This is a genomic window from Actinoalloteichus caeruleus (assembly GCF_049311605.1).
GTDB classification, from domain to species: Bacteria; Actinomycetota; Actinomycetes; order Mycobacteriales; family Pseudonocardiaceae; genus Actinoalloteichus_B; species Actinoalloteichus_B caeruleus.
The window spans coordinates 3,817,100-3,841,658 of record NZ_CP186005.1; the positions used below are offsets into that span (position 1 = coordinate 3,817,100).

Below are 24,559 nucleotides of genomic sequence, written 5' to 3' on the forward strand. Positions count from 1 at the left end.
GGACCGGGCGGGTGTCCCTTGCGTCACTCTCCGCCACCCCGGGGACGAGTTCTCCCGTTCCCACCCCGAGGTCGATCGCTGGCGGGTAGCGTGCTGCGCACGTTCTTCCTCCGATCCGGTGGACTTCGGATCGCCCTGGGACGTCGCACCCCGCCGACGCGGCGGCTCGGCCGCCCGTCGCCCCCAGTGGTCCAGTGTCGCAAGGAGTAACCATGTCCGTCCCGCCCAACCAGCCCGACCCCTACGGCGGGCAGCCCGGCTGGGGCCAGCAGCCGCCCCCCGGCGGTATGCCGCCCCAGGGCCAGCCAGGGCAGCAGGGCGGCTGGCCCCAGGGCGGTATGCCTCCGCAGGGCCAGCCGGGGCCGCAGGGCCCCTACGGGCCCCCGCCCGGCGGACAGCCCCCGTTCGGGCCGCCCAGCGGCGGGTTCCCCGCCCAGCCTGGCCCGGGTGGACCGCAGGGTCCCGGCGGCCCCCAGAAGAAGAGCCCGCTGCCCTGGATCCTCGCCGGCGGCGGTGTCCTCGTCGTCGGGCTGGTCGTCGTCCTCGTCATCGTCCTGGGCGGCGGCGGGTCGAACAGCACCCCGCAGGCGGTCGCGGAGAGCGCGGTCGCCGCGATGAACGACAACGACACGCAGCGGCTCGCGGACCTGAGCTGCGGCGCGCACCGCGAGCAGATCGAGACCATCATCACCGACCTCGACCCCTCGCAGAACGCGGATGTGCCGCCGGAACTCGCGAACGCCACTGCGGAGTGGTCGCTGGTGCGCGTCGAGGAGGTCGACGAGACCAACGCGAGGGCGATCGTCACCCTGAACATCTCCGGGGTGGGCGCGGACGCCGCCCCGATGATGGAGATGCTCAGCGACATGGAGCTGAGCGCCCCCCTCACCAAGGAGGACGACGCCTGGCTCCTGTGCGGGGTACCGGAGCCGACCGAGGACAGCGCGCCCGGCACGCCGAACGTCCCCGACACGGATCCGGGCGACCTGGACATCCCCGACTTCGACCCGGGCAGCCTGGACATGGGTGACCTCGACAACCGGGACATCCCCGACTTCGGCGACCCCGAGCTCCAGCGGGAGCTCGAGGAGATGCAGCGGCACCTCGACGAGCTGAACAACCTGGACTACTGAGGCGGTGGGGCGGGTTCGTCCGCCCCCACCCGGAGCCCTCCCGCGAAGGCCGCGACGTTCCCGCGTCGCGGCCTTCCGCCGTTCCGACGACCTGAGAGCCCGGCGGGGCGCCAGCCGGCCGTGTCGGACGTGTCCGGCGTCATCCGACCCTTCACGGGGAGATCGCTCCTGAGCACCTGCCGTCACCGCTAGGTTGCGTTGTGCGCGGCGACGCGCACCGAGTCACCGATCGCGGAGAACAGCCGCCTCCCGGAGGAGAAGAGCAGATGTCCGTCCCGCCACAGCAGCCCGGACCCCACGGCGGGCCGCCGGGGCCCCACGGCCAGCAGCCGCACCCGGGCCCGCCGAGCGGCGGCTGGCCGCAGCAGGGTCCTCCCACGGGCGGCTGGCCGCAGCAGCCCCCGCCACCGCAGGCCGGGGACCCCACCGGTGGATGGCCCCGGCAGCCGCAGGCCACCCCGGTCGGCGGCTGGCCGCAGCAGGGACCCGGCGGGCAGCAGTACCCGCACTACGGCCCACCGCACGGCTACCCGCCGCCCGGCCCGGGTGGTCCGCCGAAGAAGAGCCCGCTGCCGTGGGTCCTCGGAGGCGGTGGGGTACTCGTCATCGTCCTGGCCGTCGTGCTGGTCCTCGTGCTGACGGGGGACGACGACACCCCCTCCGCCACCGGCGACGGCGCCCCGACGACCGGCCAGGACGCCGGGGGTGACGAACCACCGCTCGGGCAGGACGGCACCGACGCGGAACCCCCGGCCGGCGGGGGCCGTACGAGCACCGACATCGATGAGGTCGCCCGTTCCCTCGTCACGGCGATGAGCGCGGACGACCGGCAGACCCTGCTCGCCCACACCTGCACGTCCAGGGCGGAGTACTTCGACGACGCCATCGAGCGCCTGGACCCGGCCGCCGCCCTGGGTGTCCCTGTCCCCCCTGAGGTGGCCGCCGCCCTGGAGCAGGTGGAGGCCAGCTACGAGTTCGAGGCGGCCGCCGTCATGAGCGAGGTGGAGGCGCAGGCCATCTTCCGGCAGCACCTGTCGAACCTGCCCCCGGAGTTGGCCGGGTTCCCGACCACGGCCCGCATCGGGGTGTGGTTCGTCGAGGAGAACGGGTGGAAGATGTGCGACATCCGCCTCCTCGACGACGAGGAGGTCCCGCCCGCCCGGTGAGCGGCCGCGAGCTCAGCCCTTGCTGGGTCGCCGCTGCTGCCGCAGGGGGGTGACCCCGTCCGCCAGGCGGCGTGTGGTGAGCAGGAAGGCGGTATGCCCGATCATGCGGTGTTCGGGCCGTACCGCCAACCCCACCACGTGCCAGGGGCGCTGGATCGTCTCCCAGGACTCCGGTTCGGTCCACCTCTGTTGCTCGCGCAGGGCCTCGGTGATCCGGGAGAGCTGGGTGACCGTGGCGACGTAGACGACGAGCACCCCACCGGGCACGAGGTTGTCGGCCACCGTGTCCAGTGCCTCCCAGGGCGCGAGCATGTCCAACACCACCCGGTCGACCTGCTCGTCCTGGTGTTCCTTCAGGTCAGCCACCCGCAGCCGCCAGTTCGCGGGACGCTCGCCGAAGAACCGCTCCACGTTGCGCGCCGCGTGCTCCGCGTGGTCCTCCCGCACCTCGTAGGAGAGCACACTGCCCGCCGGCCCCACCGCTCGCAGCAGGGAGCAGCTCAGGGCACCCGACCCGGCGCCGGCCTCCAGCACACGGGCGCCGGGGAAGATGTCACCCCACATCACGATCTGCGCCGCGTCCTTGGGGTAGATCACCTGTGCCCCTCGGGGCATGGAGAGCACGTAGTCGGACAGCAGGGGCCGCAGCGCGAGGAAGCTGGTCCCACCGCCCGAACCGACCACCGTCCCCTCGGGCTGGCCGATGATCTTGTCGTGCGCGAGTGCCCCCCGGTGGGTGTGGTACTCCTTGCCCGCCTCGAGGACGATCGTGTAGCGCCGTCCCTTGGGGTCGGTCAGCTGCACGCGGTCGCCCTCCCGGAAGGGGCCGCTGGGGGTGCTCACGGGCGTTGAACCTCCTGCTCGACGTGGTGTTCCGAGGGCGGGCTGAACCCGCCTGGTCGGACGTCGATCCTGGCAGACGGCTCCAACGCCCCACCGGCTGCCCGGGTCGCGGTACCCGGCCACCGGACGTGCCCCTCGGAGGTGCCCGCCCTCCTGGCGGCGGGGGACCGCGTCGTCCACCACCGGCCCCCTGACTCAGGCGGCGTTGCCCCGATGGCTCAGCAACGCGTTGCGCAGTTCGTCCCGGTGCAGCACGGCGGAGGGCCGGCCCTCACCGTCGACGACGAGGAACTGCCAGGACGCGCTGGAGAACACGCGTTCCACGATGTCCTCACCCTGTTCGGAGTCGAGCAGGACGTTCTCGGCGGAGATCGGTTCCGCTGCCTGTTCGGCCGGCGTGACGGGGGCCTGCCGGGAGAGGTTCTCGGCGGCGGTCAGGTCGAGCAGGCCCACCGCCATGCCGTCGGCCCGGACCAGTACCACCCCTCTTCCCGCGGACGCGGCCAGCGCGTCGGAGACGGGGCTCTCCGCGGGGAGTTGGAGGACCGGGCGGACGATGTCCGCCAGCCGCAGACCGGGTGGCCAGTTGCGCCGGTTCTCGCTGCCGAGCTCCGCGACGACGCCGACCCCGATGAACCACATCATGACCACGCACACACCCAGCCGCAGCCACCGGTCCTCACTGGCGGCGAGCAGCCCCACGATCGCCCACCAGGCCAGGGCGATGGTCACCAGCACCCCACCGACGGCGGCGGCGCGGGTGCCGGCCGAGCGACGCCCGGTCAGCCCCCACACGAGGGACCGCAGAACCCGGCCGCCGTCCAGCGGGAGGCCGGGCAGCAGGTTGAACACCCCGACCGCGGCGTTGGCGACCGTGATCTGGACCACGAGCAACCACAGGACGGTCCGGGGCTCGACCACCAGCAGGAGCGCCGCCGACAGCAGCGCGAGCAGCACCGAGACCGCCGGACCGGCGGCCGCGATCAGGCCCTCCTGCCGCGCCCGGGAGGGGGTCCTGACCAGTTCGGCCACGCCACCGAGGAACTGGAGGCGCACCCGTCGCACCGGCATCCCCATCCGCAGCGCGACCAGGCAGTGGCCGAGCTCGTGGAGCAGCACGGAGACACCGAGCAGCACGGTGAAGGTCGCCGCGAGCAACGCTCCCCCCAGGAGACCGACGCCGGGCAGCATCATGCGCACCAGGGGCGTGTAGAGCACGACGATGAGCAGGGAGATGAACCACCACGAGGGCGCGAGCAGCACCGGAACCCCACGGACACGCGCGACCACCAGGCCGCCTTCGTGGCCGGTCGCGGGGGTCCAGCGGATCGAAGCGGGCACTGACGAAGCCTAGAACGCCGACGGTGTTGCGGCAGTGTGCCAGGCCGGACGCGCCGCGCACCGTGCGGAGCGCCTCACCGAACCGTCGCCGGGGTGGCCTACAGTGCCGGGTCATGGCGGACGCGGTAGTCACCGACCCCCGACAGCCCCCCGGCGATGCTGGCACGGCGGGCGGTGGGTCCCGAGCTCGGCGACGCCCGGCGCTGTCGCCGTCGCGCGCGAGCGACTTCAAGCAGTGCCCCCTGCTGTACCGGCTTCGGGCGGTCGACCGGGTACCCGAGAAGCCCAGCAAGGCCCAGGTGCGGGGCACCGTCGTGCACGCGGTGTTGGAGCGGCTGTTCGCGCTCCCGCCCGAGCAGCGCACCGAGGAACGGGCACGTGAACTGGTCGAACCCGCCTGGAAGGAGGTGGTCGAGGAGCAGCCAGAACTGCTCGACCAGCTCTTCGGTGGTGCGGAGGACCCGGAACTCACGGGCTGGCTGGCGACCGCCGAGAAGCTACTGGGCGGCTACTTCACCCTGGAGGACCCGACCCGTTTCCAGCCGGAGGCCTGCGAGTTGCTCGTGGAGACGGAGCTCGAGTCCGGGGTCCTCATCCGGGGCTACCTCGACCGGCTGGACGTGGCTCCCACCGGGGAGATCCGGGTGGTCGACTACAAGACGGGTGCGGCGCCTCGCCAGATCGGGGAGGCCAAGGCACTGTTCCAGATGAAGTTCTACGCCCTCGCGCTGTGGCGGCTCCGGGGCGTGGTCCCGGCCCAGCTGAAGCTGATGTACCTGGCCGACCGGCAGGCACTCGTCTACACGCCGGACGAGGCGGAGCTCCGCCGCTTCGAGCGGACAGTGGACGCGATCTGGCAGGCGATCCTCCGCGCGGGTCGCACCGGCGACTTCCCGCCGAACCCGAGCCGGCTGTGCGACTGGTGCGACCACCGGGCGCGCTGTCCCGCCTTCGGCGGTACTCCCCCGCCCTACCCCGGCTGGCCGGAACCGTCGGCGTTGGCCGGGGAGGGCGGGGAGACCGCGTTGGGCAGGGTTGACTGACGCGTGGGCCGCGGCCGCGGGCCTAGAGGCGGCAGAAACGGATGTCCGAGGCCAGGATCGCTCGGGCCCCGAGCGAGGAGAGCTGGTCCATCACGCTGTTGGCATCCTTGCGGGGCACCATGGCCCGCACGGCGTTCCAGCGTTCCTCGGCCAACGGGGAGACCGTGGGTGACTCCAGGCCGGGGGTGAGGGCCACCGCCGCCGACAGCAGGTGGTCGGGGCAGTTGTAGTCCAGCATCAGGTACTGCTGGGCTCGGGCCACCCCCCGCAGCCGGGCGGCCAGTTGGGCCCGGTCCTGGCTGTCCCGCGCGGACTCACCCTCCAGCAGGACGGCCTCCGACACGCAGATCGGGTCCCCGAAGGCGACCAGGCCGTGCTGGCGGAGGGAGGTCCCGGTCTCGACGACGTCGGCGACCGCGTCCGCGACCTCCAGTTGCACCGAGATCTCCACGGCCCCGTCGAGTCGGATCACCTCGGCCTCGATGTCCCTTTCGGCGAGGTGGTCGCGCACCAGCCGGGGGTAGGACGTGGCGACACGCCGGCCGTGCAGGTCCTCCACCTTCCAGTCGGCCCCCGCCGGGGCGGCGAAGCGGAAGGTGGACTTGCCGAAGCCCAGGGCCAGCCGCTCGCGCACCGGCGCACCGGAGTCCAGGGCGAGGTCCCGTCCGGTGATCCCCATGTCCAGGGTGCCGGCTCCGACGTAGATCGCGATGTCCTTGGGGCGGAGGAAGAAGAACTCGACCTCGTTGGTGGGGTCGATGACCGTCAGGTCCTTCGGGCCCTGGCGGCGGCGGTAACCGGCCTCGGCCAGCATCTCGGCGGCGGACTCGGCCAGCGAGCCCTTGTTGGGAATGGCGACGCGCAGCATGCGGGGTCTCCTGCTCGGTTTACAGGTGGCGGTACACGTCCTCGGTGCTCAGCCCGCGACCGAGCATGAGCACCTGGACGCGGTAGAGCAGCTGGGAGATCTCCTCGGCCAGGCGCTCGTCCGACTCGTGCTCGGCCGCGATCCACACCTCCCCGGCTTCCTCGAGAACCTTCTTGCCCTGCGCGTGCACGCCCGCGTCGAGCGCGGCGACCGTTCCCGATCCCTCAGGGCGTTCCGCCGCCCTCTCCGTGAGCTGCGCGAACAGCTGGTCGAACGTCTTCACGGTGTGTCATCCTCGCACTTCCTCCCGCCCGTGGGTGTCATCGGTGCGTCGTTCCGCCCGTCGCCGCCGCGCGGGGACCACCGGAGCGGGGTCGGTAGCCCGTCCTCCGCCGGGTGCGGGCCCGGTCCCGGTCCTCGTCCCGCCGCCACCATCCCGTCCCCTCCGGCGAACACGCCGACCTCGGGGGCGGCCCGGGCGACCGGCGGCACGTCCATCCCCCGGGGCACCCGGTCGGTCGAGCACGGTGGCCGCGTCGAACGCGGGACGCCGGTGGGGCGGGGCGGGACCGGGTTGGGGTGGTGCCCCCCGCGGCCCTCGTGGCTACACTCCGTGTCGTGCCGATCGACTTCCGGTGGCGCGCCCCGGTGCGCGACGAGGAGCTGCGCGCCCTGCACGCGGAGGGCTTCGGCACGGACGGCCGGGCGGACTGCTGGGCGGAACGGCTCCAACGGCACAGCCTGGGCTGGGTGACCGCGCACGACCACGACCGCCTGGTGGGTTTCGTGAACGTGGCCTGGGACGGGGGCCGGCACGCCTTCCTGCTGGACACGGTGGTCGCGGTCGACCACCGCCACACCGGCGTTGGCACCGGCCTGGTGCGCGCCGCCGTCATCGGGGCCCGCTCGTCGGGGTGCCAGTGGGTGCACGTCGACTTCGAGGCGGACCTGGCGCGCTTCTACCTGTCGAGCTGCGGCTTCGCCCCCACCTCCGCCGGGTTGGTGGCGTTGTAGCCCTCGTCAGCCACGACCCGCCAGCACGTCCGCCAGCGCCTCGATGTCCACTCCCTCCAGCGAAGCGCGGTGCACTCGCCGCTCACCCGGTTCCACGTCGACCTCGCAGGGCACCACCAGTACCGTGCACCCCGCCGCCACGGCGGAGGCGACACCGGCCGGCGAGTCCTCCACGGCGACCGCCTCGACCGGGTCGACGCCCAGCAGGCGCGCGGCCCGCAGGTAGGGGTCGGGGTGGGGCTTGTTGTGGGTGACCTCGTCGCCGAACACGACCGCCTTGAAGTGGTGCCAGCCGATGTTCTCCAGGGGCACCTCGGCGACCGTGCGGACGGTGGAGGTCACCAGCCCCATCGGGACACCCGAGGCGTGGATGGCGGCGAGGGCGTCCTCCGCTCCGGGCCGCCAGAGCAGCCGGGTGCGGAACAGCTCCCGCATCCGGTCGATCACCCAGGCCGAGTTCGCCTCGGTGGCCTCCGGCGTGACGGGCAGTCCGAGGTCCGCCAGCAGCAGCCCCATGCTCCTGGTCAGGTTCGACCCGACCATCGCCGCCCTGGTCTCCGCGCTGAGCTGGCCACCGAGCTCCTGGGCGCGTTCCTCCAGGGCGATGCTCCACAGCTTCTCGGAGTCGAGCAGCGTGCCGTCCATGTCCCACAGCACGGCGGCGGGCAGGCGGCTGGCGCCGTCCATCTGGGACGGTGAACTCACGGAATTCCTCCTCGTTCTCCCTGGCGGGGAGCGCTTCGCTCAGGCGTTGAAGTACTTGGCTTCGGGATGGTGCGCGACGAGCGCGTCCGTCGACTGCTCCGGGTGCAGTTGGAACTCCTCGGACAGGGTGACCCCGATCCGCTCCGGCTCCAGGAGGGCCGCGATCTTCGCGCGGTCCTCCAGGTTCGGGCAGGCGCCGTAACCGAGGGAGAACCGGGCTCCCCGGTATCCGAGCCGGAAGAACTCGGTGACGTCGCTCGGGTCCTCGGCCGCCACGCTCCTGCCGTCGGCCCAGGTCAGCTCCTGGCGGATGCGCTGGTGCCAGAACTCCGCCAACGCCTCGGTGAGCTGCACGCCCAGTCCGTGGACCTCCAGGTAGTCGCGGTAGGCGTTGGCGGCGAACAGCTCGTTGGCGAAGTCGGCGATGGGCTGGCCCATCGTGACCAGGGTGAGGGGCAGGACGTCCACCCGTCCCGAGCTGGCCGCCAGCTCGCGGGGGCGGAAGAAGTCCGCGAGGCACAGCCGGCGGTCCCGCCGTTGCCGGGGGAACGTGAAGCGGCAGACCTCGGGCGAGACCGGGTCCGGTCCGGCGAGCACCACGAGGTCCTCGTCCTCGGCCACGCAGGGGAAGTAGCCGTAGACGACGGCGGCGTGTTGCAGGATGTTCTCCGTGGAGAGCCGGTCGAGCCAGTACCGTAACCTCGGCCGTCCCTCGGTCTCCACCAGCTCCTCGTAGCTCGGGCCGGCCGCGCCCTTGGTGCCCCGCAGGCCCCACTGCCCGAAGAAGGTGGCCCGCTCGTCGAGCAGGGCCGAGTAGTCGGCCAGCGGGATGCCCTTGACGATCCGGCTGCCCCAGAAGGGCGCGGTGGGCAGCGGGACGTCGGTGGCCACGTCCGATCGCCGGGTCGGCTCCTGCGCCTCCTCCGCCTCCGCCTTGGCCCTGCGGGCCTCGGCGATCCGGCGGGACCGTTCGTGCCGGGCCTTCCGCTCGGCGATCCTCGCCTGTTCCGCCTCGTCGACGACGGCCGTCCCACCCCGTTTGCGGTCCATGATGGCGTCCATCAGCCGGAGACCCTCGAAGGCGTCCCGCGCGTAGCGCACGTCGCCCCGGTAGACCTCCGAGAGGTCGTTCTCGACGTAGGACCGGGTGAGGGCGGCTCCGCCCAGCAGCACGGGCCACCGGGTGGCGACGCCGCGGGTGTTCATCTCCTCCAGGTTCTCCTTCATGATGACCGTGGACTTGACGAGGAGCCCGGACATGCCGATGGCGTCGGCACGGTGTTCGCTGGCGGCGTCGAGGATGGCGGTGATGGGCTGCTTGATGCCGAGGTTGACGACCTCGTAGCCGTTGTTGGACAGGATGATGTCCACGAGGTTCTTGCCGATGTCGTGGACGTCCCCCTTGACCGTGGCGAGCACGATGCGCCCCTTGCCACCCTCGTCGGCCTTCTCCATGTGGGGTTCCAGGTGCGCGACCGCGGTCTTCATGACCTCGGCCGACTGGAGCACGAACGGGAGTTGCATCTGGCCGGAGCCGAAGAGCTCGCCGACGGTCTTCATCCCCGCCAACAGGGTGTCGTTGATGATGCGCAGCGCCGGCCGTTCCGCGAGGGCGAGGTCGAGGTCGTCCTCCAGGCCGTTGCGCTCACCGTCGACGATGCGCCGCTCCAGGCGCTCGAAGAGCGGCAGCGCGGCCAGTTCCTCCGCCCGGGAGGCACGGGTGGAGGAGGCGGTAGCCCCCTCGAAGAGGGCCATCAGGCGCTGGAGCGGGTCGTAGTCGGGCCGCCGCCGGTCGTAGACCAGGTCGAGGGCGACCTCGCGGTGTTCGTCGGGGATCCGAGCCATCGGCAGGATCTTGCTGGCGTGCACGATCGCGGTGTCCAGGCCCGCCTCGACGCATTCGTGCAGGAACACCGAGTTGAGCACCTGCCGGGCGGCGGCGTTCAGACCGAAGGAGACGTTGGAGACACCGAGGGTGGTCTGCACCTCCGGGTAGCGCCGCTTGAGCTCCCGGATCGCCTCGATCGTCTCGATGGCGTCCCGGCGCACCTCCTCCTGCCCGGTGGAGATGGGGAAGGTGAGGCAGTCGACGATGATGTCCCCGACGCGCATGCCCCAGTTGGCCGTCAGGTCCTCGATGAGCCGGCTGGCGACGCGAACCTTCCACTCCGCGGTGCGGGCCTGCCCCTCCTCGTCGATGCAGAGGGCGACGACGGCGGCACCGTGCTCGGCGACCAGCCGCATGATGCGTTGGAACCGCGAGTCCGGTCCGTCGCCGTCCTCGTAGTTGACCGAGTTGACCGCGCAGCGCCCACCCAGGCACTCCAGACCGGCGCGGAGCACCTCCGGCTCGGTGGAGTCGAGCATGATCGGCAGGGTCGACGCGGTGGCCAGGCGCCCCGCCAACTCGGTCATGTCCTGGACGCCGTCCCGCCCGACGTAGTCGACGCACAGGTCGATGAGGTGGGCGCCCTCCCGGGTCTGGGTGCGGGCGATCTCGACGCAGTCCTCGTACTTCTCGGCGAGCATGGCCTCGCGGAAGGCCTTGGACCCGTTGGCGTTGGTGCGCTCCCCGACCATCAGGACGCTGGCGTCCTGCCGGAAGGGGACCGCCTGGTACAGGGAGGCCACCCCCGCCTCCGGGCGCGGCGCGCGGTCGGCCGGCCGCAGGTCGCGCACCGCGTCGACCACGGCGGAGATGTGGTCGCCCGTGGTACCGCAGCAGCCGCCGACCAGGCCGACCCCGAACTCGCGAACGAAACCGGCCAGGGCCTCGGCCAACGCCTCCGGGCCGAGCGGGTACACGGCGCCGTTGGGTCCGAGTTCGGGTAGCCCCGCGTTGGGCATGACCGAGAGCGGGATGCGGGAGTGCCGCGCCAGCTGGCGCAGGTGTTCGCTCATCTCGGCGGGGCCGGTCGCGCAGTTCAGGCCGATCAGGTCGATACCCAGCGGTTCCAGGGCGGCGAGGGCCGCGTTGATCTCGGTACCGAGCAGCATGGTGCCGGTGGTCTCCACGGTGACCTGGGCGATCACCGGCACGGTGATCCCCTCGGCGTCCATCGCGCGTCGTGCTCCGATGATCGCGGCCTTGGTCTGGAGGAGGTCCTGGCAGGTCTCGACCAGGACCGCGTCGATCCCGCCGGCGAGCATGCCAGCGGCCTGCCGCTGGTAGGCGTCCCGCAGCACCTCGTACCGGGCGTGGCCGAGCGTGGGCAGCTTGGTCCCGGGGCCGACCGAGCCGAGGACGAACCTGGGGCGGCCCGTCTCGCTGAAGGCGTCGGCCTCCTGCCTGGCCAGCCGCGCCCCGGCGAGGGCGAGTTCGTGGATCCGGTCGGTGATGTCGTACTCGGCGAGGTTGGCGAGGTTGGCGCCGAAGGTGTTGGTCTCGACCGCGTCCGCTCCGGCTTCGAGGTAGCCCCGGTGCACGGCGCGCACGACGTCCGGGCGGGTGACGTTGAGGATCTCGTTGCAGCCTTCGAGGCCGGCGAAGTCGTCGAGGGTGAGGGGCCAGGACTGGAGCATCGTGCCCATCGCGCCGTCCGCCACCACGACACGGTCACGGAGGGCGGTGAGCAAGGGCGATACCGCGCGGTCCGACATGGGACCAGCCTACGATTGCCAACACGTCCGTTGGCCGTAGGCTGGCGCGGTGACCCACCCCGATCCTGGCGCCGACGAGTCGAATCCCGCTCTGCCCAAGCTGACCGATCCCGTCCTGGTGGCCGCATTCGAGGGCTGGAACGACGCAGGTGACGCCGCGAGTGCCGCGATCGAGCACCTCCAGTTGAGCTGGGACGCGAGCCCGCTGACGGAACTCGATCCCGAGGAGTACTACGACTTCACTGTGACCAGGCCCACTCTATCTCTGGTCGATGGTGTAACACGACGCGTCGAGTGGCCGACCACGCGTTTCACGGTCTGCCGGCCCCCCGGGGTGTCCCACGACGTGGTACTGCTGCACGGTATCGAGCCGAACATCAGGTGGCGCAGGTTCTGCGCCGAACTGGTGTCGGTGATCGAGAGACTCGGGATCAGCACCGTCGTCACGATGGGTTCGCTGCTCGCGGACACGGCGCACACCCGGCCCGTGCCGGTCACCGGAACGGCCTACGACGCCGAGTCCGCCAGCCGGTTCGGGCTCGACCGCTCCCGCTACGAGGGGGCGACCGGCGTGCTGGGCGTGTTCCACGACTACTGCGTGCGGGCCGGCATCCCCGCGGTGTCGTTCTGGGCCGCGGTGCCGCACTACGTCTCACAGCCCCCCTCCCCGAAGACGACCCTGGCGCTCCTGCGGCGGGTGGAGGACGCGCTCGACATCGAGGTCCCGGTCGGGACCCTGCCCGAGCAGTCCGCCGAATGGGAGGAGACGGTCAGCGAGATGGCCGACGAGGACGAGGACGTGAAGAACTACGTCCGCGCGTTGGAGGAGCGCGGGGACGAGATCACGCTCACCGAGGCGAACGGGGAGGTCATCGCGGCCGAGTTCGAGCGGTACCTCCAGCGCCGCCACCGCGGCGGGTGGGGTGGGCCCAGCAAGGGCGGCTGACCTCCCGGCCGGCGACGCCGGCCACCGGCCCCGCGGCACCGCGGACGGCCCAGGTGCCACACCCGGGCACGCGGTCGACGCACCCGCGCTGGCCGCCCCAGCCCCCTCGACGCCCACCCGCGGCGAGGGGACCGCGATCAGCGCCCGGAGGGCCGCGTGGACGCGGCGGTGGATGGCACCCCGCCGGGCGCCGAGGGAACCCGCCGCCGCCCCACGCGTCTGTCCGTGCGGGGACCGCCGACGAACGGAGGACGTGGTGGGACGCGCTCGACGCTGGCTGGTGGCCGGTGCGATCACGGCGGTCGTCACGATCGGGGTGCCGGCGGTCTGGGCCCACGGCTCCAGCCACGGCCACATCGGCGGACCGGAGGACGTCCCACCCGCGCCGGTGGCGCTGGTCCTGGGGGCTGGTGTGCGGGAGGACGGACGGCCCACTCGGTTGCTGGCCGGCCGCCTCGACGTGGCCGCGCGGCTCTACCTGTCGGGTCGGGTTGACGTCCTGCTGCTCTCGGGGAGCACCGGGCCCGACGGTTACGACGAACCGGGGACGATGCGGGCCTACCTGGCACGGCTGGGGGTGAGCGAGCGGGACATGGTGCTCGACCCGGATGGCCTGTCCACCTGGGATTCCTGCGTCCGGGCCAGCGACGTGTTCGGGGTGTCGGAGGCCGTCGTCGTCTCGCAGTCCTTCCACCTGCCGAGGGCGGTGGCGCTGTGCCGGGCCGCCGGCATCGACGCGTGGGGGGTCGGGCACGACTCGGCGCGGGACAACCCGGGCGGCACGAGGGTCGGCAGGCTCCGGGAGACCCTCGCCAACGGCTCGTCGATGCTCCAGGGCGTGCTGCGCAAGGCCCCCGCCGTCACGGAGGCCCCCGAGGGGTGGGAGGCGGCGGCTCCGGGCGGCCGCGGCTACTGACCGCCCGGAGCCCAGCGGCCCTCAGGCGCGGAGGTCGACCCCGAGGAGCGCGTCCACGGCGGTGGCGACGAGGCCGGGGGCGTCCCGGTCGTCACCCGCGCCCGCCGCGGCCTCGGCGGCCCAGGAGTCCAGCGCCGCGAACGCGGCCGGTGTGTCGAGGTCGTCGGAGAGGTAGGTGCGCACTCGGTCGAGGGTGTCCCCGGCCCCGGGCCCGGCGTCGAGGGCGACCGCGCGGCGCCACCGGTCGAGCCTGGCCTCGGCCTCCGCCAGCAGGTCGGATGTCCAGGACCGGTCGGACCGGTAGTGCTCCGCCAGCAGCGCGAGCCGGACGGCCCGGGAGTCGACCCCGTCGGCGCGCAACCGGGAGACGAAGACCAGGTTGCCCTTGGACTTCGACATCTTCTCCCCGTCGAGGCCGATCATGCCGGTGTGGCAGTAGTGGCGGGCGAACGGGTGTTCCCCGGTCAGGGCCTCGGCGTGGGCGGCGCTGAACTCGTGGTGCGGGAAGACGAGGTCCGACCCCCCTCCCTGCACGTCGAAACCCATGCCCAGCCGGTTCAGGGCGATGGCGGAGCACTCGACGTGCCATCCAGGGCGGCCACGGCCCAGCTCGGTGTCCCAGGCGGGTTCGCCCGGCCGCGCCGCGCGCCAGAGCAGCGCGTCCAACGGGTGCCGCTTGCCGGGGCGGTCGGGGTCCCCCCCGCGCTCGGCGAACAACGTGCCCATGGTCGCCTCGTCGTAGTTCGACTCGCAGCCGAAGCGGCCGGTGGCGAGGTGGTCGAAGTAGATGTCCGGGTACTCGGGATCGTCCGCCCGGTAGGCGGCCCCGTCGGCCAGCAGCTTGGCCACCACCTCCACGACCTCGGGTACCGCCTCCACGGCGCCGACGAAGTGGGCGGGGGGCAGGACTCGCAGTGCCTCCATGTCCTCCCGGAACAGGGCCGTCTCCCGCAGCCCGAGCACCACCCAGTCCTCGCCGTCGCGTTCGGCGCGCTCCAGCAGCGGGTCGTCCACGTCGGTGACGTTCTGCACGTACGTCACGTCGATGCCGTTGTCCCGCCAGACCCGGTTGACGAGGTCGAAGGTCAGGTAGGTGGCGGCGTGGCCGAGGTGGGTCGCGTCGTAGGGGGTGATGCCGCAGACGTAGAGCCCGGCCGTCCTCCCCGGGGCGGTGGGGCGCACCTCCTGGGAGGCGGTGTCGAACAGGCGGAGCGGCCGCGGGGTTCCCGGGGTTCGCGGGACCGGGGTGGTAGCCCAAGGTTGCATGGAACCGACTGTAAGGACTTCCGCCGACCGGCGGCGGCGGTGGTGCGCACTCGGCCGGTCGGCGGACGCGGGCGGCCCAGCGGTCGTGACGTTACGTGACCGCCGGGCCGCCGGGATCGGGGAGTGGGTCAGCCCTGTTCCCCTGTCGGAGCGGGCTCGGGGGCGGCCTCCTCCGTTCGCCCGCTGGCCAGCCGGGAGGGCCACCAGACCCGGCTGCCGATGTCGAGCGTGAGCGCCGGCACCAGCAGCGACCGGACCAACAGGGTGTCGACCAGCACTCCGAAGGCGACGAGGAACGCCAGCTGCGCCAGGAAGAGCAGGGGGATCACCACCAGGGCCGAGAAGGTCGCCGCGAGCACGAGTCCCGCGGAGGTGATGACTCCCCCGGTGACGGCGAGTCCGCGAACCGTGCCGACGCGGGTGCCCTTGGTCACGGACTCCTCCCGGACCCGGGTCATCAGGAAGATGTTGTAGTCGATGCCCAGGGCCACCAGGAACACGAACGCGAAGAGGGGCACCGAGGGGTCGGCCCCGGGGAAGTCGAGGACGTGGTTGAACAGCAGCGCCCCGACGCCGAGGGTCGCCGCCAGCGAGAGGACCACGGTCGCGATGAGCAGCAACGGGGCGAGGAGGGCCCGCAGCAGCAGGGCGAGGATCGCGAAGATCACGACCAGCACGATCGGCACGATCACCACGAGGTCGCGGGTGGCGGTCTCCTGGGTGTCCAGTTGGCTGGCGGTCGGGCCGCCGACGAGCGCGTTGGCGCCCTCGACCCCCGCGAGGACCTCCCGCAGCTCCCGGACGGTGTCCACCGCGGCGTCGCTGTCGACGGGGTGGTCCAGCACGGCCTCCACGGCGGCGCGCCCGTCGAGGACCACCGGATCGGCCGGCCCGTCCGCCGGGGGACCCGAGGGCGGCGCCGACGGGTCCGTCGCGCCGAGTACCGAGACCTCGGAGACGCCGTCGACGGACTCGGTCGCCGCGAGCACCTCGTCCAGCCGGTCCGCCTCGGTCACGACGACCGTGGGGAGCCCGGACCCGCCGGGGAAGTGCCTGGCCAGCGCCTCCTCGCCTGCGACGGACTCGACGCTGGTCAGGAAGACCTCGGTCTCGGAGGTCCCGGTGGCGCGGAGCTGGGGCATGAAGGCGGCGCCCACCAGCAGCACGAGCGTCGTCCCGACCCAGAAACGCCTCGGCCGGGCGGCCACCATGTCGGCGATGCGCTGCCAGAGTCCTCGGCGGCCGATGGCACCGGCCTCGGGCCGGAAGGGCCAGAAGGCCCGGCGCCCGAGGAGGACGAGCGCGGCCGGGAGGAAGGTCAGCGCGGCCAGGACCGAGGCCGCGATGCCCACCGCGGCGACGGGACCGAGGCTGCTGTTCGAGCTGAGGTCGCTGAACAGCAGGCAGAGCAGCCCGGCGATGACGGTCCCGGCCGAGGCGAGCACGGGCTCGACGGTGGCGCGCCACGCTCGGCGCATCGCCGTCCAGGTGGATTCGGTGGAGCCCAGTTCCTCCCGGTAGCGGGCGACGAGCAGCAGGGCGTAGTCCGTCGCGGCGCCGAAGACGAGGATGAACAGGATGCCCTGGCTCTGGCCGTTGAGGGTGACCCACCCGTTCGTCGCGAGGAAGTAGACGACGACGACCGCGACCACGAGTGCGAAGGTGGACGACACGAGCACGGTCAGCGGGAGCAGGGGACTGCGGTAGACGATGACGAGGATCACCGCCACGACGCCGGCGGCGACCAGCAACAGGAGGCCGTCGATGCCGGCGAAGGCGGCGGTGAGGTCGGCGATGATGCCCGCGGGTCCGGTGAGGTGGATGTCCAGCCCGTCCGGGCGGTCCTCGGCCAGCAGCCGTCGGATGTCCTCGACCACCTCCTTCGGCTCGGCGTCGCCGCCGTTGGCCAGGGGGACGAACAGGCGCGCCGCGTGGCCGTCCTCGGAGGGGATGGGTGGGCTGGGTGGCGCGTCGACCCCGTCCATGACGGCGATCTCCTCGGACCGCTCACCGAGGAAGGCCAGGTCGGCGTCGGTCAGCCGCCCGTCACGTTCGGCGACCACCACCGCCGGCAGGGGCTGGTCGCCGGAGATCTCCCGCTGGAACGCGGCCACCTCGGTGGACTCGGCGGTCTCGGGGAGGAACGCGGCCGAGTCGTTCTGCTGCACCTCGGAGAGCCGACCACCGTAGGGGCCGGCGATCGTGACGACCCCGAGCCAGCCCAGGATCAGCAACGCGGGGAGCAACCAGCGCAGTCGGGTTCTCCGAGTCGTCCGCTCGTCATGGGAGGGCCTGGTGGGTCCTGCCGGGCTCATCGGCGTCTCACTCATCCCGTCCGCCCGTCGTCGGGCTTCGTAGGCTTGGGCGTTCGGCGGCGGGACGTGTGCGCCCTCCGGCCGCCGACCAGTACGACCGGAAGTATTACTCAGCTAGCTGAACAATTCAGATCTGGAGGTCCGTGAACGTGACGCCCCACACACCACCCTCGCCGGATGGTCCCCCTGACGATCCGGGTGGCGCGGTGTCGAGCTGGCCAACGGGACGGCTGCTCTCGGTCGCCGCGCGGCTGGTGGAGAGCTCCTGGGAGGAGTACCTCCGCACGCGGGGACTCACACACGCCGGCCTGATCGCCCTCCACGTGCTCAGTGAGGACGGCCCGTCCCCCCAACGACCACTGGCCCGCCGGTGCAAGGTCACCGACCAGACGATGAGCAGGACCGTGGAGGGACTGCGCCGCGCGGGGTACGTGCGCGTGGCCGCCGACCAACGGGATCGGCGGCGGATGCTGGTGACACCCACCGCGCAAGGGCTGGCGGTGCACGAGGAGGCGCTGGAGGCCGAGCGGTCGGACCCCGCCGTGCTCCGAGGGCTGGCGGACTACCAGACGTTCCGGGACCAACTGCTCCGCCTGATCGGCGCGCTCGGCGGGGCGGGCACCCCGCCGCCACTCCCACCGGACCCCGAGCCCGCCGGGGATCCGGACCTCCCCGGCCGGCCAGCCAGCGGATCCGGACGCGGCTGACCGACGAGGGGCACCGGCTCGCGACGCCAGGCCCCCCGCTCACCCATCGGCAGCGGCGGGCGCGGTGACGCTCAGAACACCGGCCACGGGATGGGCGGCCAGTCACCGCTGGGCCCGGGGAAGACCGGGGCCGCGAGCAGCTGCGCCGTCCGCCGTCCCACCGCGAGGACCTCCTTGCGGGTGAGGTGCGTGCCCAGCGTGGGGGCGAGGCTCCCGTCGAGGAGCGAGCCCAGGCGCCGGAGGTCCTCCCGCACCTCCTCCGACAGCGGCTCCCCGACCCAACCCCACAACACGCTGCGCAGCTTGTGCTCCGTGTTCAGGCAGATCCCGTGGTCGACCCCGTAGACGGCGCCGTCGGTGGCCCGCAGCACGTGACCACCCTTGCGGTCGGCGTTGTTCGCCACGACGTCCAACACCGCCATCGTGCGCAGCCGGGGGTGGTCGGCGTGGGCGAGCACGGCGGGGTCACCGAAGCGATCGTGGGCGTGGAGCACCGCCCGCCATCCCTCCGGCAGCCGGTCGGGGGGCACGACGTCCACGAGGGCGTCCTCGGGGGTGGTCTCGATCCACAGCTGCGCCATGCCGGGGCCCAGCGGCCCCTCCCGCAGCACGGTCGGTGGCACCAGGTCCCAGCCCGCCGCCCGGGAGAGCAGGTAGGTGGCCACCTCCCGGCCGGCCAGCGTCCCGTCGGGGAAGTCCCACAGGGCGCGCTCGCCCCGTACCGGCTTGTAGACGCAACTCGCCGTCACGCCGTCCGCGCTGACCTCGCAGAAGAGCGTGGCGTTCGAGGCGTCGACCATCCGGCCGCGCACCTCGAGGTCACCCCGCTCCAGCAGTGCCAGGGCGTCGGCCTCGTCAACCCCCACCTCGCCGAGCCGTTCTACAACCCCGGCAGCGCCGGGTCGCCCCGTCGGTAGCCGTTCTGCCTCGGGCAGATGTGACCGGCCGGGTCGAGGGGCTCCCCGCAGAGCGGGCAGGGCTTCCGCCCCGCGTTCACCACTCGCTCCGCCCGGGCCGCGAACGCCCTGGCCTGGAGAGGGGTGAGGAACACCCGGACGGCGTCCGGCCCCTCCTCGGTGTCGTCGAGTACCACGGACTCGTCGACCTCCTCCTCCGTGATCGCCAACAACTCGATCACGACGGCGTGGGTCTCGGCGTCCCAACCCAACCCCATGGTGCCGACGCGGAACTCCTCCTCCACCGGCACCTCGAGGGGTTCCGTGTCGATGGACTCCTCGGGAGCGTCCGGCGGTACCTCCGCGTCGAAGCGGCGGACCACCTCCTCCAGGAGCGCGCTGATGCGCTCGGCGAGCACCGACACCTGCTGCTTCTCCAGCTGAACGCTGATCTGCCTGACGTCCTCGGACGCCTGGAGGTAGAACATGCGTTCGCCGGGCTGCCCGACCGTGCCTGCTACGAAGCGGTCGGGCTGACGGAATACGTGAATGACACGAGCCATGACACCTCCGACACTAGGCCACCGGGATTCGGACGGCAGCGCCCTCCCCCACATGCTGATCAATCAACACGCTTTCAGCTTCTCCCCCTCCCCGGCCACTCCGGGATAAGGTCCGAATGTGGTAACGATCTCCCGCTACGGCACCTGGACCTCTCCGATCAGCGCGGACGATGCCGCGGCGGCCGGCGGTGGTCCGCTGCTCGCCGACACCCACCGGGAGCAGGTGTGGTGGACGGAGAGCCGTCCCGCCGAGGGCGGCCGGGTCGCTCTGCTGAGAGCGAACACGCCGGGCGACGCCCGCGAAGTGCTCGGTGCGCCGTGGAACGTGCGCAACCGGCTGCACGAGTACGGCGGCCGGCCCTGGGTGGTGTTCGAACGGGACGGTCGCGATCTGCTCGCCTTCACGCACTGGGCCGACCAGCGCGTCTACCTCCTCGAGCTGGAGGATCCCGCCGCCGAACCCCGGGCGATCTCCCCGGCACCCGAGATCGAACACGGGTTCCGGTACGGCGACCTGGCGGCGGGTCCCGGGGGCGACGAGGTGTGGTGCGTCCGGGAGGAGGTCACCGGGGAGGGCCGGACGGACATCCGCCGCGACCTGGTGGCCCTTCCGGTCACGGGCGCCGCGGGTGAGGATCCGGGCGGCGTCCGCGTCCTCGCGGCCAGCCACCACTTCATGACCGGGGCACGCCCCAGCCCGGACGGGCGTCACGCCGCCTGGATCGGCTGGAACCACCCTGCCATGCCCTGGGACGGCACTGAGCTGTGCGTCGCGGACATCGACGAGTCCGGCGAGCTGTCGGAGCACCGGGTCCTGTGCGGTGACGACGGGGAGTCCGTGTGCCAGGCGGAGTGGGCGTCCGCCGACGCGCTGACCGTCTCCACCGACCCGGACGGCTGGTGGAACCTCTTCCGAGTGGAACTGGACGGTACCCGCAAGAACCTGGGCTCCGTCCGGGAGGAGCTGGGCGGCCCGCTCTGGCAGGTCGGGGCCCGCTGGTTCGCCGACCTCGGGGACGGCCGCTTCGCGGTGCTGCGGTCCGGTGCGCTCGCCCTGCTGGACTCGGACAGGGGAGAACTGACCGGTCTCCCCGTGGACGTGGGGAGCTCACTGCCCAGTTGGGGGCCGACGCTCGCGGTCCGCACCGGGGAGGTCCTCGGCGTCGCCGCCGGACCCCGGCACGGACGGGCGGTGGTCGCGGTCGACCCGGATTCCGGACGCGTGCGGCGGTTCACCGCGACACCGGGCACCCTGCCCGACGAGCGGTACCTGCCGGTACCGGAGGAACGGACCTTCACCGGTCCGGACGGCGAGCGGATCCCCGCCTACCTCTACCGCCCCCGCAACCCCGACTTCGCCGCGGCGGACGACGAACTCCCCCCGTTCCTGGTCCACGCGCACGGTGGGCCGACCGGCCGGGTCTCGCCGGTGCTGGACATCGACTTCGCCTACTTCACCAGCCGGGGCATCGGGGTCGTCGCGGTGAACTACGGCGGGTCCACCGGCTACGGGCGTGAGTTCCGGGAACGGCTCCGCGAGAACTGGGGCGTCGTCGACGTCGGCGACTGCGCGACCGTGGCCCGGGCGCTGGGGGCGGAGGGCATCGCCGACCCCGACCGGATCGCGATCCGGGGTGGCAGCGCGGGCGGGTGGACCACGGCCTCCTCCCTCACCTGCGTCGACACCTACCGCTGCGGGACCGCGATGTACCCCGTCCTCGACCTCGAGGGGTGGGCGAACGGGGGGACCCACGACTTCGAGTCCCGCTACCTGGACGGCCTGGTCGGGCCCTACCCCGAGCAGCGGGAACGGTACCGGCAACGGGCACCGGTCAACCGGGTGCAGGAGATGCTGGCCCCGCTGCTGGTCCTCCAGGGACTGGAGGACGAGATCTGCCCCGCCGACCAGTGCGAGCGCTTCGTCGCCGCCCTGGCCGAGCACGGCGTGCCGCACGCCTACCTCGCCTTCGCCGGGGAACAGCACGGGTTCCGCCGGGCGGACACCATCCGCGCCGTCCTCCAGGCCGAACTGTCCTTCTACGGGCAGGTCCTCGGATTCGAGGCGGCCGACGTCCCGGAGCTGGAGATCCAGCGGTGACGGCCGACGGGAGGACCTGGCCGCACCGGCCACTGCGGCCCGGCGACCGCGTCGCCGTGGTGGCACCGGCCGGCCCGGTGGCCGAGGAGACCCTGGACCGGGGGCTGACGACGCTCCGGGACTGGGGACTGGAGGTCTCGCTCGGCCGGCACGTCCTGCGCCGCCACCCGGTGCTGGACTACCTCGCCGGCGACGACACCCAGCGGGCCGACGACCTCACCTGGGCGCTGTCCGCCCGCGGCGTCCGCGCCGTCCTCTGCGCCCGCGGCGGCTACGGCTCGGCCCGCACCCTGAGCCATCTCGACTGGGACCGGGTCGAGGGCCACACCCCCCGCCTGCTCGTGGGGTCGAGCGACATCACCGCGCTGCACGCCGCGCTGGGCGCCCGCCTCCCGGTCGCCTCGCTCTTCGGCCCGATGGTCGGCAGCACCTACTTCGTGGACCAGCCGGCCGCGCGGGAACACCTCCACCAGGTCCTGTTCGCCCCCGACGAGCTGGGCCCACTCGGCCGGGGCTCCGGGATGCCGATCCGGGGTGGCCGGGCCAGCGGTACCAGCTGGGGCGGGACGCTCAGCCTGCTCGCGGCCAGCCTCGACCGACCCGACGTCCCCCGGCCCCCGGACGGCGCGATCGCGCTGTTGGAGGACATCGACGAGGAGCCCTACCGCCTCGACGGAATGCTCACCCAGCTCCTCGCGGCGGGGTGGTTCGACGCGGTGGCGGGAGTGGCGCTCGGGTCCTGGGAGCGGTGCGGCCCGCCGGAGCGGGTGCGGGACGTCCTCGCCGACCGACTGGAACCGCTGGGCGTCCCGGTGGCGTGGGAGGTGGGCTTCGGGCACTGCGCCGACCAGGTGACCGTTCCGTTGAACGTACCGGTGAGCCTCGACGCCGACGTCGGCGTGCTGACGCTGCTGTCCCCTCCCTGATCCCGAAGCCGTCCAGCAGGCGAACCCCGCCCGAGGCGGACCAGCGCGGCCGAACCGGACGGTGAGGCGAGCCCGGCCCGGATCAGGGCGTCGTCATCCGGACCAGCCCCAGCTGGGACAGGCAGCTCAACGCGTCACCGTGCGGCCAGTACTCGGCGAACCGGGTGCCGACGGCCCGGAACATGTCCGCGCCCGTGAAGGTGACGAGGCCACCCGGCTCGGCGGTCACGCCGGGAACCCCGGCCCGCACGCGTCCGGAGAAGCGCCAGACCGCGGACACCAGCGCCCCGTCGACGACGGGGCCGACCAGGAGCTCCGTCCTGACCTCGTCGAACAACGCCGTCGTCTCGCGGACGTTCGCCGCGATGCCCTCGGGGCCGTGGGCGTCGCCCCGGGACCAGTGCCCCACCGCGTCCTCGGTGAACAGTTCCCGTGCCAACCCGGCCATCCGCTCCGGTGGGGCCTGCCACAACCCGGTCAGCCACCGGTCGTAGCGCATCGCGAGATCCGTCGTCTCCACTGGCGCGTTCCTTCCCGTCGTCCGCGTTCCACGGCGATGCTAGGGGTGACGTCCGACAAGTCCGAGGAGCTGCGCCTGGGGATCCGATGCCTGGGACACGGGAACCGGGGGCGCGTAGATGCCGGCGGCGTCCCAGTCGTCGATCTCGGGACGGATGACGTCGTCCACCGCCTCGACCAACCCGGAGTCCAAGGTCGTGTCGACACCGATCCCCTTGGCCAGGTCCCACGCGTGGATCGCGAGGTCGGAGGTCATCTGCCAGCCGTACTCACTCGCCGGGAGGTATCCGGAGCTGACGCTCACCCGCCCCTCCAGCACCCCGGGCCGGCGGAAGGCCTCGCGGGCGGCGGCCGAGGCCTCCGCCCAGGACGCCACGGGATCGGGACCGAGCTGGTCCCCGTCGAAGCGGTCCCCGACCTCCGCGACGGTGGCCCCGGAGAGCAGGACCGGTGCCCACCGCTGCTCGGTGACGATGTGGTTCACCAGGTCCCGCACCGTCCACTCCGTGCAGGGAGTGGCGTTGGTCCACTGGTCGGGGGTCACCTGCCGGACCCGTCGGTCGAACTCCGCCATCGCCCTGCCGTGCGCCGTGAGCAGGTCCATGAGCCGTCTCCCCTCGCCCCGGTCCTCGTCGTCCCGCGCCCGGCCCGCACCGTCGACGCGACGGCCCGCCAGTGGCGGGACCTCGCACCAGGGCTACCCGGGGCCGGAGGGCCGCAACCCCCCGGCCGATGCCGGGGGAAGGCCACCGCGACCGAAGGGCTGGGCGGGCAGGAGGCGCGCTGGGCGGTACGCGCGAGGCGGGACGAGCCGTGTTCGCCGCACCCCTGGGGGAGCCCGAGGCGCGGGTCAGCCCACCGCGTCTCAGTTGGCGGACCACTCCTGGCGCCGCCACCGGTTGCCCCGGTTGCTCAACACCGTCTTGAGCAGCCCGGGGTCGTCCACGGAGAGGGTGAGCCGACGTACCGCCACCCGCCGGCCGAGGCGCCGGGCGTGCGCCGGAGCCTCCAGGAGGATCTGCACCACCGAGGTCCGCGCACCCAGCAGGCGCACGCCGTCCCGGGAGCGCATGTCCGCCCCGGGTGCCTTGTGGTGCGGCAGTACCCGCACCGCCTGCACGGCGCCGAGCGGGAACGCGGTGCGGAAGAACCGCCCCGCTCGCACGACGACCTGGTGCAGGCCGACATCCACCCGGCAGCTCCGAGGCGTGGATCCCGTGAGCGTGAGCATCACCTTGCGGTGCCAGGTCACGCGGAGTCGAAAACGAACCGCTCCCAGATCCATCCTGCGTTTCACAGCACTCCCCTGGTGACTCTCCCGACGCACACCACGACCCTACGACGGACGACCATCAGTAGACGTGTGCCCCGGCGAGTGGAGACTCGCCGGGGCACACGGTGGTCACACCTCAGCTCAGCGGACGGACGCGCTCGGCCTGCGGGCCCTTGGTCCCCTGGGTGATGTCGAACTCCACGCGCTGGTTCTCCTCCAGCGTGCGGAACCCCTGGGTGTCAATGGAGGAGTAGTGGACGAACACGTCCGGTCCCCCGTCCTGGGCGATGAAGCCGAAGCCCTTCTCCGAGTTGAACCACTTGACGGTGCCCTGAGCCATGAACTGTGTCTCCTTGTGAGGGACGTTATCGAGAACCGCACTGCGCGGCTCCCTGGTTGTGACCGTCCCCCGTCATGGACC

Annotated in this window: 24 protein-coding genes; 9 read left to right on the forward strand and 15 right to left on the reverse strand. The window is 72.6% G+C overall.

Annotation, left to right across the window (positions count from 1 at the left end; genetic code table 11):
- Positions 1 to 212 precede the first annotated feature (212 nt).
- On the forward strand, positions 213 to 1,133 hold the full coding sequence (locus tag ACOJVX_RS15240) for a hypothetical protein (RefSeq protein WP_026419806.1): 921 nt from the start codon (positions 213 to 215) through the stop codon (positions 1,131 to 1,133).
- Between the two features lie 188 nt (positions 1,134 to 1,321).
- On the opposite strand, the gene ACOJVX_RS15245 is transcribed toward ACOJVX_RS15240, so the two are convergent.
- Positions 1,322 to 1,657, reverse strand: a complete 336-nt coding sequence (locus ACOJVX_RS15245) for a hypothetical protein (protein WP_155886218.1) — start codon at positions 1,655 to 1,657, stop codon at positions 1,322 to 1,324.
- A gap of 96 nt (positions 1,658 to 1,753) precedes the next feature.
- Here ACOJVX_RS15245 and ACOJVX_RS15250 point away from each other — a divergent pair, with 96 nt between their 5' ends.
- A complete protein-coding gene (locus ACOJVX_RS15250) occupies positions 1,754 to 2,299 on the forward strand; it encodes a hypothetical protein (protein ID WP_026419808.1) in 546 nt (181 codons plus the stop codon).
- A 12-nt stretch (positions 2,300 to 2,311) separates the two neighbouring features.
- Here the strand turns inward: ACOJVX_RS15250 and ACOJVX_RS15255 are convergent, their stop codons facing one another.
- Together ACOJVX_RS15255 and ACOJVX_RS15260 are read right to left on the reverse strand one after the other, a co-directional pair.
- The gene (locus tag ACOJVX_RS15255; RefSeq protein ID WP_026419809.1) at positions 2,312 to 3,142 is read right to left on the reverse strand and encodes a tRNA (adenine-N1)-methyltransferase; all 831 of its coding nucleotides are present in this window, start codon (positions 3,140 to 3,142) and stop codon (positions 2,312 to 2,314) included.
- Positions 3,143 to 3,337: 195 nt separating this feature from the next.
- Positions 3,338 to 4,483: a M50 family metallopeptidase gene (locus ACOJVX_RS15260; protein ID WP_422646871.1), complete on the reverse strand. Its 1,146-nt coding sequence runs from the start codon at positions 4,481 to 4,483 to the stop codon at positions 3,338 to 3,340.
- A 113-nt stretch (positions 4,484 to 4,596) separates the two neighbouring features.
- Here ACOJVX_RS15260 and ACOJVX_RS15265 point away from each other — a divergent pair, with 113 nt between their 5' ends.
- A complete protein-coding gene (locus tag ACOJVX_RS15265) occupies positions 4,597 to 5,526 on the forward strand; it encodes a RecB family exonuclease (RefSeq protein WP_418154656.1) in 930 nt (309 codons plus the stop codon).
- Positions 5,527 to 5,548: 22 nt separating this feature from the next.
- Here the strand turns inward: ACOJVX_RS15265 and hisG are convergent, their stop codons facing one another.
- Together hisG and ACOJVX_RS15275 are read right to left on the reverse strand one after the other, a co-directional pair.
- Positions 5,549 to 6,394: an ATP phosphoribosyltransferase gene (hisG, locus tag ACOJVX_RS15270; protein ID WP_026419812.1), complete on the reverse strand. Its 846-nt coding sequence runs from the start codon at positions 6,392 to 6,394 to the stop codon at positions 5,549 to 5,551.
- Between the two features lie 19 nt (positions 6,395 to 6,413).
- Positions 6,414 to 6,677, reverse strand: coding sequence for a phosphoribosyl-ATP diphosphatase (locus ACOJVX_RS15275; protein WP_016698532.1), 264 nt, complete (start codon positions 6,675 to 6,677; stop codon positions 6,414 to 6,416).
- Positions 6,678 to 7,012: 335 nt separating this feature from the next.
- Between ACOJVX_RS15275 and ACOJVX_RS15280 the strand changes: the two genes are divergently transcribed.
- Entirely contained in the window at positions 7,013 to 7,408 is a 396-nt protein-coding gene (locus ACOJVX_RS15280; protein ID WP_030105287.1) for a GNAT family N-acetyltransferase, read from the forward strand.
- 6 nt (positions 7,409 to 7,414) lie between these two features.
- Here the strand turns inward: ACOJVX_RS15280 and ACOJVX_RS15285 are convergent, their stop codons facing one another.
- Positions 7,415 to 8,095 carry an HAD family hydrolase gene (locus ACOJVX_RS15285; RefSeq protein ID WP_418154666.1) on the reverse strand — a complete coding sequence of 227 codons (681 nt, stop codon included), beginning with the start codon at positions 8,093 to 8,095 and terminating at the stop codon, positions 7,415 to 7,417.
- A gap of 57 nt (positions 8,096 to 8,152) precedes the next feature.
- Positions 8,153 to 11,713: a methionine synthase gene (gene metH, locus ACOJVX_RS15290; RefSeq protein ID WP_418154658.1), complete on the reverse strand. Its 3,561-nt coding sequence runs from the start codon at positions 11,711 to 11,713 to the stop codon at positions 8,153 to 8,155.
- Between the two features lie 49 nt (positions 11,714 to 11,762).
- Here metH and ACOJVX_RS15295 point away from each other — a divergent pair, with 49 nt between their 5' ends.
- A complete protein-coding gene (locus tag ACOJVX_RS15295; RefSeq protein WP_026419816.1) occupies positions 11,763 to 12,659 on the forward strand; it encodes a PAC2 family protein in 897 nt (298 codons plus the stop codon).
- Positions 12,660 to 12,915: 256 nt separating this feature from the next.
- Positions 12,916 to 13,575, forward strand: a complete 660-nt coding sequence (locus tag ACOJVX_RS15300; protein WP_337661884.1) for a SanA/YdcF family protein — start codon at positions 12,916 to 12,918, stop codon at positions 13,573 to 13,575.
- A gap of 21 nt (positions 13,576 to 13,596) precedes the next feature.
- Here ACOJVX_RS15300 and mshC read toward each other — a convergent pair whose 3' ends face one another.
- Both mshC and ACOJVX_RS15310 read right to left on the reverse strand, forming a co-directional pair.
- Entirely contained in the window at positions 13,597 to 14,841 is a 1,245-nt protein-coding gene (gene mshC, locus ACOJVX_RS15305) for a cysteine--1-D-myo-inosityl 2-amino-2-deoxy-alpha-D-glucopyranoside ligase (protein WP_418154661.1), read from the reverse strand.
- Positions 14,842 to 14,969: 128 nt separating this feature from the next.
- Entirely contained in the window at positions 14,970 to 17,156 is a 2,187-nt protein-coding gene (locus ACOJVX_RS15310; protein WP_051314196.1) for an MMPL family transporter, read from the reverse strand.
- A gap of 206 nt (positions 17,157 to 17,362) precedes the next feature.
- On the opposite strand from ACOJVX_RS15310, the gene ACOJVX_RS15315 reads away from it, so the two are divergent.
- The gene (locus ACOJVX_RS15315) at positions 17,363 to 17,863 is read left to right on the forward strand and encodes a MarR family winged helix-turn-helix transcriptional regulator (protein ID WP_418154663.1); all 501 of its coding nucleotides are present in this window, start codon (positions 17,363 to 17,365) and stop codon (positions 17,861 to 17,863) included.
- Positions 17,864 to 17,934: 71 nt separating this feature from the next.
- On the opposite strand, the gene ACOJVX_RS15320 is transcribed toward ACOJVX_RS15315, so the two are convergent.
- Both ACOJVX_RS15320 and ACOJVX_RS15325 read right to left on the reverse strand, forming a co-directional pair.
- A complete protein-coding gene (locus ACOJVX_RS15320) occupies positions 17,935 to 18,729 on the reverse strand; it encodes an SCO1664 family protein (protein WP_030105278.1) in 795 nt (264 codons plus the stop codon).
- 14 nt (positions 18,730 to 18,743) lie between these two features.
- The gene (locus ACOJVX_RS15325) at positions 18,744 to 19,322 is read right to left on the reverse strand and encodes a DUF3090 domain-containing protein (protein WP_026066394.1); all 579 of its coding nucleotides are present in this window, start codon (positions 19,320 to 19,322) and stop codon (positions 18,744 to 18,746) included.
- A gap of 118 nt (positions 19,323 to 19,440) precedes the next feature.
- Here ACOJVX_RS15325 and ACOJVX_RS15330 point away from each other — a divergent pair, with 118 nt between their 5' ends.
- Both ACOJVX_RS15330 and ACOJVX_RS15335 read left to right on the forward strand, forming a co-directional pair.
- A complete protein-coding gene (locus ACOJVX_RS15330) occupies positions 19,441 to 21,420 on the forward strand; it encodes a S9 family peptidase (RefSeq protein WP_422646872.1) in 1,980 nt (659 codons plus the stop codon).
- The gene (locus tag ACOJVX_RS15335; RefSeq protein WP_422646873.1) at positions 21,417 to 22,346 is read left to right on the forward strand and encodes a S66 peptidase family protein; all 930 of its coding nucleotides are present in this window, start codon (positions 21,417 to 21,419) and stop codon (positions 22,344 to 22,346) included. Before ACOJVX_RS15330 ends, ACOJVX_RS15335 begins: the two co-directional genes overlap by 4 nt.
- A gap of 82 nt (positions 22,347 to 22,428) precedes the next feature.
- On the opposite strand, the gene ACOJVX_RS15340 is transcribed toward ACOJVX_RS15335, so the two are convergent.
- The 4 genes from ACOJVX_RS15340 to ACOJVX_RS15355 all read right to left on the reverse strand — a co-directional run bounded on the left by ACOJVX_RS15340 (position 22,429) and on the right by ACOJVX_RS15355 (position 24,478).
- Positions 22,429 to 22,866: an ester cyclase gene (locus ACOJVX_RS15340; protein ID WP_026419822.1), complete on the reverse strand. Its 438-nt coding sequence runs from the start codon at positions 22,864 to 22,866 to the stop codon at positions 22,429 to 22,431.
- Positions 22,867 to 22,905: 39 nt separating this feature from the next.
- Complete coding sequence (locus ACOJVX_RS15345) at positions 22,906 to 23,469, reverse strand: TIGR03086 family metal-binding protein (RefSeq protein ID WP_026418832.1); 564 nt, start codon at positions 23,467 to 23,469, stop codon at positions 22,906 to 22,908.
- Between the two features lie 261 nt (positions 23,470 to 23,730).
- A complete protein-coding gene (locus ACOJVX_RS15350) occupies positions 23,731 to 24,162 on the reverse strand; it encodes a hypothetical protein (RefSeq protein WP_156038808.1) in 432 nt (143 codons plus the stop codon).
- A 112-nt stretch (positions 24,163 to 24,274) separates the two neighbouring features.
- Positions 24,275 to 24,478: a cold-shock protein gene (locus tag ACOJVX_RS15355; protein ID WP_026418830.1), complete on the reverse strand. Its 204-nt coding sequence runs from the start codon at positions 24,476 to 24,478 to the stop codon at positions 24,275 to 24,277.
- Between the last annotated feature and the right edge of the window lie 81 nt (positions 24,479 to 24,559).